The following is a 7,362-nucleotide window of genomic DNA, read 5'->3' on the forward strand; positions in this document are numbered from 1 at the left end:
ACTGGTCATTCTCAAAGAAATAATCGCCCTCGAATCTGCTATCACTTCGCTGCTATACTCGATATCACAACAGACGGCGTAGCAAGGTGTATAGCGTGAATTTTCAGGATATCCATAGCTATTATCAGCAACTCAACATTGATGCCTTTTTTTCGCAAATAATGGCACAAGGGGAGCCCCTGACGGTTGCGGCAAATAAAAAATTAGCAATTCAGCCAGGGTATATTTATTTTTGCACTGAAGGTTCGCTTTCAATATTAATGCCGGAGAATGGCCTTCATATTGGTAATTCCATTGAGTATATGCCGATTGGACTTATGGAAAGGTACTGCCCGCTGGCGAAGTTTGAATATAGCGGCAGCGCGGCGGTGAAGCTGGTCAAAGTCACTTATGATGTTTTTGACCAAATCTTTTTACGCGGCGGTCCTGAACGCGTGCAGGAGTTGGCGACCATTCTGACCTATATGTCGATTTTTACTATCGACCTTCACAACGAACGCCGGCAAATGACCAGCTACCAGACCATCAGGCCGATGCTGTTTCGTTATCTTTATCGCCAGAGTACCCATCAGGGGGAAAATGAAGGCCTGGCGCTGTTTATTATTAAGCGCACTAATCTGTCGCGCACGCATGTATTTCGCGTACTGGCGGATCTAAAAGCCGGGGGCTATATCACGATGAAGCGCGGCAAACTGGTTTCGATCGACCGACCGCTGCCGGAAGCTTACTAGCAGAAAGGAAACTCCCGCGACCGATGGTCGCGGGAGCAGGGCATTATGGTGTGACGATGTCGAACCAGAATTCGAACTTGTCCATATAGCCCAGCATTTCATTGAGCTTATCGGCGTTACCGGTGATTTTCGCGTCGCCGTTATCGACGGCCTGTTTCAGCGTCTCCTCTTTGAGGATGATCTTATTCAGGGTGGCGCGGTTGAGGGCGATAGTGGTATCGGCATCTTTCGCTTCCGCGTTGGCGGTATGGTTCAGTACGCCGTTTTCCAGCTCCAGCTTATACTTGCCGCCGTCGCTGCCGAGATCGATATTAAACACCGATTTCGCGTTACCCGCTTTCTCGCCATTGATATGTACCGCCAGATAGTCGAAGAACATTTCCGGGGTCATCGCGCGCACCGTATCCGGGCTGGCGGTGTTCGGGGTTGGCCCTTTCACTACGCCGTTACGCAGTTCCTGCGCGCCGGTGAGGTAGAAGTTACGCCACGGGCCTGATTCCGCCTGGTAGCCTAACTGCTCCAGCGCATCCGCTTCAAGATTACGCGCATCCTGGTTTTTCGGATCGGCGAAGACGATTTTGCTGACGACCTGAGCAACCCAGCGGTAGTTACCCTGGTCAAAATCCTCTTTCGCTTTCTTCATGATGGCATCGGCGCCGCCCATGTAATCGACGAATTTTTTCGCCGCTTCTTCCGGCGGCAGCTCGTCGAGGGTCGCCGGGTTGCCGTCGAACCAGCCGAGATACAGCACGTAGGTGGCTTTCACGTCGTGGCTGACAGAGCCGTAATAACCGCGGTTAGCCCAGGTGTTGGCAAGGCTCTCCGGCAGTTTGAATTTAGCGGCGATTTCATCGCGGGTCAGCCCTTCGTTGGCCATGCGCAGGGTCTGATCGTTAATGTAACGATACAGGTCACGCTGGCTCTTCAGCAGGTTAACCACGTTTTCGTTGCCCCAGGTCGGCCAGTGGTGTTGAGCCATAATAATTTCGGCCTTGTCGCCCCAGCGTACAATTGCTTCGTTGATGTACTTCGACCACGGCAGCGGTTCGCGGATTTTCGCGCCGCGCAGCGAATAGGTGTTGTGCAGGGTGTGTGTCACGTCTTCCGCGGATTCAATCAGTTTTTTCTCTTCGATGAACCACAGCATTTCCGACGGCGCTTCCGAACCCGGCGCCAGCATGAAGTCATAGGTCAGACCGTCAATGACTTCTTTCTGCCCGTCTTTTTCGATGATATTGGTCGGCGCAATCAGGGTCACGGTACCCGCCGAGGTGGTGGTGCCAAGGCCGGCGCCGACCTGTCCGGTGGCCGATGGTTTCAGCAGGTTACCGTACATGTAGCTGGCGCGGCGGCTCATGACGTTACCGGCCATGATGTTTTCTGCGACCGCCGCTTCCATAAAGCCGGACGGTGCGTAAATTTTCACTTTGCCGGATTTTACATCCGCTTCATCAACTACGCCGCGCACGCCGCCGTAGTGGTCAACGTGGCTGTGGGTATAGATAACGGCGACGACCGGTTTCTTACCGCGGTTTTGGTAATACAGATCCATGCCCACTTTGGCGGTTTCTGCCGACACCAGCGGATCCACGACGGTAATGCCTTCTTTACCTTCGATGATGGTCATATTGGAGAGATCAAGATTGCGGATCTGGTAGACGCCATCGGTGACCTCAAACAGGCCGCTAATATTGATCAATTGAGACTGACGCCACAGGCTCGGGTTGACGGTGTCCGGGGCTTTTTCACCTTCTTTGATGAAGGAGTACTGCTGCGGATCCCATACTACGTTACCTTGTTCGCCTTTAATGATCTCTGTGGGCAGGGCGGCAATAAAACCTTTGTGGGCGTTGGTGAAATCGGTGTTATCTGAGAAGGGAAGTTGGTTATAGAGAGCGTCGTTGGCTTGTTTGGTGGCTGCGGTCGCTTCTTTTGCGGCGACTTCCGCCCATGCTGACAGGCTTAACGATGACAGCAAGCCGGCGATGGCTAAACCTTTCACTACGGGGGTCAATTTCATTGGAATCCTCTTACCATGATGGCAATTCACTCGTTAATTCCGATCTGACGTGGTGTTACAACTTGCAACGCTTATTTGAACTATAACCAGTTGTTTACATTGGGCAAGTTATGGTTACAAAAAAAACTACATTAGTTAAAAAACCACTCACTCGTAGGTAAAATGAGATTTATCCAATGGGATTAATGTCGCTTGTTTAGCGCGGTGTCAGACGTGTCGGTTACTGCGGGGAAGGCGAGAAAAGCGGCCCTGGGACCGCTTTAACCTTAACAAGGTGGAAGGCGCTATTTGGCGTAGCCTAAAAATTTACCGTCCTGCATGACGGCGATTTTTCCTGATTGGTAGACAATAAAAACGTATAAACCCTGTGAATAGGTTTTCGCGTCAGCATTGCTTTCGTCTAAAGCCGCGGGTTTGCCATCAACTGTCAGCCCGGTTGAGTTTGTGACCAGCTTCATGCCATTGAAGATCTTCACTTTTTTGCTGGATTGCGCTTTCTGCACGGGATATAAAGCCTGTGCATTTTCCAGCGCCTGCTTCTCCGCTGCGGCGTTCACCGCAGCCTGTTTGTTTTGTTCCGCAATATAACAGGCGTCTTTACTGACCCCCTGGGCTTCACACTCGGCCATACGCTGCGCCGGCGAACTGCAACCGGCCGCGATGGCTGCGCTGAGTGCCAGCAGTATTATCGAGACGTGTTTCACTTTCATCATTAACGACCTTATCGTAGATATTATTTTATACATGCGACGAACATTCATGACAGCGGCGATCGTCCGGGGATCGTTAGCGTGCTTAATTCGTAACGCGTGGTAACTATGTCGTAGGGTGATTAAGAAAATTGTGATCTACATCAACCGCCGTACGGATAACTAAACAATAGTGTAATCGTTTACAATGCGGTGAAAAGAGCGTCTCTGTGGCAAGCGTACGGGGATGATACAATGACGAGTAATGACGGTGTGCCAATCAGCCATTATGATGAAACTATGGACATACTTCTAATGAGCATTGAACAAGAAATTATTGATTATATATATACTCATCATAGCCATAAGAAATACTGTTTTTTTGGCGATCGTCCAGAAGTCACGTTAGATACTGAATTAACAAAGGGGGGGCTGAATATCATCTGGGAAGATGCAGAAGATACTTTAGATTACTATTTCAAACAATGGAATGTAAAAATGAATGGCTTCGAAATTATCTATTACTTTGAACCTGAGTTTTTAGGTTCCATGCCTCCAGAGAAGCCGCTTAAACCGCTAACAGTACAAATGTTGGTAGAGTCCGCAAAAGCGGGTGAATGGCTGTACGATTAAGGGACATATCGCCGGGAGACATACCGCTTTTACCGTTTACAAGACTTACCGCTGGCATTACTATCCTGAAGAGAGATTAACGGAACGTTAGTCGCCATTTTGTACCAAATGACTCGGGGTGCCCTTCTTTGTGAAGGCTGAGAAATACCCGTACCACCTGATCTGGATAATGCCAGCGTAGGGAAGTCAGAGACCGCATGGTCTGCGCTGCTTCCTCATCTGGCGGGAGCAAACCATGCATGAACCGCTAAATCCGGCGCATATCGCGCACCTGCAGCAGCTTTTCCGCACCTCTTCGCCGCTTGTTCACTGTATGACCAACGATGTGGTCCAGACTTTCACCGCTAACGTCCTGCTGGCTATTGGCGCCTCGCCGGCGATGGTGATTGATCCTACGGAAGCCGCGCAGTTTGCCGCCATTGCCGATGCGCTATTGATTAACGTCGGGACCTTAACCACTGAGCGCGCCAACGCGATGCGAGCGGCGGCGCAGAGCGCCCGCCAGGCGGGAAAACCCTGGACGCTGGATCCGGTTGCCGTCGGCGCGCTGACGCTGCGTACCGATTTTTGTCGCGAGCTACTGGAACTGCGGCCTGCGGCGATTCGCGGCAACGCCTCGGAAATCATGGCGCTGGCGGGGAATAGCGGCGGTGGGCGCGGCGTGGACACGACCGATAGCGTAGCTGCGGCGTTACCCGCAGCCCAGGTGCTGGCGCGCAAGCTCAATACCGTGGTCGCGGTGACGGGCGAGGTGGATTACATCAGCGACGGCGAGCGCACGCTTGCCGTGAGCGGCGGTGATGTCCTGATGACGCGGGTGGTAGGGACCGGCTGCGCGTTATCCGCGGTGGTGGCGGCAAGCGCCGCGATGCCCGGCGATCGGCTGCAAAACGTAGCAGCCGCCTGCGGCCTGATGAAAATGGCGGGAGGTGAAGCGGCGCGACACGGCGGTCCCGGCAGTTTTATCCCGGCATTCCTCGACGCGTTATACGCGGAGGTGGCGGCATGAAGCGGATTAACGCCTTAACCATCGCCGGCACCGATCCCAGCGGCGGCGCCGGGATCCAGGCCGACCTCAAAACATTCTCCGCACTCGGCGCTTACGGCTGCTCGGTGATCACCGCGCTGGTGGCGCAGAATACCCGCGGCGTGCAGTCGGTATACCGCATTGAGCCGGACTTCGTGGCGGCGCAGTTGGATTCGGTGTTTAGCGACGTGCGAATCGATACTACGAAAATCGGCATGCTGGCGGAAACCGATATCGTTGAAGCGGTGGCGGAACGTCTTGCCCGCTATCAAATTGCCAACGTGGTGCTGGATACCGTGATGCTGGCGAAAAGCGGCGATCCGCTGTTATCCCACTCGGCAATTGCGACGCTGCGCCAGCGCCTGCTGCCGCAGGTTTCACTGATCACCCCGAATTTGCCGGAGGCCGCGGCGCTGCTCGATGCGCCGCATGCGCAAAGCGAGCGCGAGATGCTGGAACAGGGCAGGGCGCTGTTGGCATTAGGCTGCGGGGCGGTATTAATGAAGGGCGGACATCTGGACGACGCCGAAAGCCCGGACTGGCTGTTCACCCGCGAAGGCGAACAGCGCTTTACCGCGCCGCGTGTGCAGACCAAAAATACCCACGGTACCGGCTGTACGTTATCTGCCGCGCTGGCGGCGCTGCGTCCTCGCTATGCCGATTGGGGACAAACCGTCGCCGAAGCGAAGGGTTGGCTATCGGCGGCGCTGGCGCAGGCCGATTCGCTGGAAGTGGGGCACGGTATCGGCCCGGTACATCATTTCCACGCCTGGTGGTAAATGGCAGTGAAACGAGACAGCAGAATCTACTGAAAAAATGCGCTCCCGGCTGGAAAATATGCTAACTCGGTACCAGGCTTAACCTGCCCAAAATTTTTGGGTTGGGATAAAACATGCTGGCTGCGGCCAGCACTTACGGGAGATAGCTATGACTGATATTACGCAGTTGCTTGGCAAAGATGCCGACAGCCTTTTACAGCACCGTTGTATGACTATTCCAGCCGATCAACTCTATTTACCGGGCGCGGATTACGTCGACCGGGTGATGGTGGATAACAACCGCCCGCCTGCGGTGCTGCGTAATATGCAGACCCTCTACAATACCGGGCGTCTGGCGGGAACAGGGTACCTTTCCATTCTGCCAGTCGACCAGGGCGTAGAGCACTCGGCGGGCGCGTCGTTCGCCGCCAACCCGCTCTACTTCGATCCGAAGAATATCGTGGAACTCGCCATCGAAGCCGGCTGTAACTGCGTGGCTTCTACCTATGGCATACTGGCCTCGGTATCGCGCCGCTACGCGCACCGCATTCCATTCCTCGTTAAGCTCAACCATAACGAAACCCTGAGCTACCCGACCGAGTATGACCAGACCCTGTACGCCAGCGTTGAACAGGCGTTCAACATGGGCGCGGTTGCGGTTGGCGCGACGATCTATTTTGGCTCCGAGCAGTCGCGTCGGCAGATTGAAGAGATCTCCGCCGCCTTCGAGCGCGCGCATGAGCTCGGCCTGGTCACCGTGCTGTGGGCCTATCTGCGCAACCCGGCATTCAAAAAAGATGGCGTCGATTACCACGTTTCCGCTGACCTGACCGGCCAGGCCAACCATCTGGCCGCCACCATCGGCGCTGATATCGTGAAGCAGAAAATGGCCGAGAATAACGGCGGCTATAAGGCGGTGAACTTCGGTTATACCGACGATCGCGTCTACAGCAAGCTGACCAGCGATAACCCGATCGATCTGGTGCGCTATCAGCTGGCAAACTGCTATATGGGCCGTGCCGGGTTGATTAACTCCGGCGGCGCGGCGGGCGGCGAAACCGATCTCGCCGATGCGGTGCGCACAGCGGTGATCAATAAACGCGCCGGCGGCATGGGGCTGATCCTCGGTCGTAAAGCGTTTAAGAAATCGATGAGCGAAGGCGTGAAGCTGATCAATGCGGTGCAGGATGTCTATCTGGACGGCAAAGTCACTATCGCATAAGGCAAAAATCCGGGCGTGAGGCCCGGATTGACTCTTTTACTTACCCCGGTCTCCGGGGTTTTTTTATGATTTTGCTGCGCTGACGGTCAGCGGTTTAGCCGCTTCGCTGGTAGCAAACCCTGGCTGTTCAACGCGAATAAACGGGCACAGGAAGAAGGCGAGAATATAGAGTGCGGTATAGGCCACCACCACGCCGATGGTGCTGAAGTGCGGCAGCAGCACCACCGCAATCGCCGGCGCGAGGAAGTTCGACAGCCCGGCAGACAGGTTGTAGACCGAAAT

At 54.4% G+C, this 7,362-nt stretch carries 7 protein-coding genes, 1 pseudogene and 1 riboswitch; of the genes and pseudogenes, 5 read left to right on the top strand and 3 right to left on the bottom strand.

The window, feature by feature from the left end; all coding sequences use genetic code 11:
* Nucleotides 1-95: 95 nt before the first annotated feature.
* Nucleotides 96-731: a helix-turn-helix domain-containing protein gene (locus tag PGS10_RS17140; protein ID WP_047078263.1), complete on the top strand. Its 636-nt coding sequence runs from the start codon at nt 96-98 to the stop codon at nt 729-731.
* Nucleotides 732-774: 43 nt separating this feature from the next.
* On the opposite strand, the gene PGS10_RS17145 is transcribed toward PGS10_RS17140, so the two are convergent.
* Nucleotides 775-2,751 carry an alkyl/aryl-sulfatase gene (locus tag PGS10_RS17145; RefSeq protein ID WP_047078262.1) on the bottom strand — a complete coding sequence of 659 codons (1,977 nt, stop codon included), beginning with the start codon at nt 2,749-2,751 and terminating at the stop codon, nt 775-777.
* Between the two features lie 284 nt (nt 2,752-3,035).
* Nucleotides 3,036-3,461 (bottom strand): hypothetical protein, encoded by a 426-nt coding sequence (locus tag PGS10_RS17150; protein WP_045391196.1) that lies wholly within the window; start codon nt 3,459-3,461, stop codon nt 3,036-3,038.
* A gap of 294 nt (nt 3,462-3,755) precedes the next feature.
* On the opposite strand from PGS10_RS17150, the gene PGS10_RS17155 reads away from it, so the two are divergent.
* The 4 genes from PGS10_RS17155 to fbaB all read left to right on the top strand — a co-directional run bounded on the left by PGS10_RS17155 (nt 3,756) and on the right by fbaB (nt 7,080).
* Nucleotides 3,756-4,073, top strand: a complete 318-nt coding sequence (locus PGS10_RS17155) for a DUF1493 family protein (RefSeq protein ID WP_045391193.1) — start codon at nt 3,756-3,758, stop codon at nt 4,071-4,073.
* Nucleotides 4,074-4,177: 104 nt separating this feature from the next.
* A riboswitch (TPP riboswitch) is annotated at nt 4,178-4,274 on the top strand.
* Between the two features lie 34 nt (nt 4,275-4,308).
* On the top strand, nt 4,309-5,082 hold the full coding sequence (thiM, locus tag PGS10_RS17160; RefSeq protein WP_316423293.1) for a hydroxyethylthiazole kinase: 774 nt from the start codon (nt 4,309-4,311) through the stop codon (nt 5,080-5,082).
* Nucleotides 5,079-5,879, top strand: coding sequence for a bifunctional hydroxymethylpyrimidine kinase/phosphomethylpyrimidine kinase (gene thiD / locus PGS10_RS17165; protein ID WP_045391187.1), 801 nt, complete (start codon nt 5,079-5,081; stop codon nt 5,877-5,879). The genes thiM and thiD overlap by 4 nt, the downstream gene beginning before the upstream one ends.
* Before the next feature lie 148 nt (nt 5,880-6,027).
* Complete coding sequence (fbaB, locus tag PGS10_RS17170; protein ID WP_316423294.1) at nt 6,028-7,080, top strand: class I fructose-bisphosphate aldolase; 1,053 nt, start codon at nt 6,028-6,030, stop codon at nt 7,078-7,080.
* Nucleotides 7,081-7,143: 63 nt separating this feature from the next.
* Here the strand turns inward: fbaB and PGS10_RS17175 are convergent.
* Nucleotides 7,144-7,362: pseudogene (locus PGS10_RS17175) on the bottom strand (cytochrome C biogenesis protein CcdA); the annotation flags it as partial.

Origin of the sequence: Klebsiella sp. 141153, assembly GCF_032601995.1 — a bacterium.
Classification (GTDB): Bacteria; Pseudomonadota; Gammaproteobacteria; order Enterobacterales; family Enterobacteriaceae; genus Klebsiella; species Klebsiella aerogenes.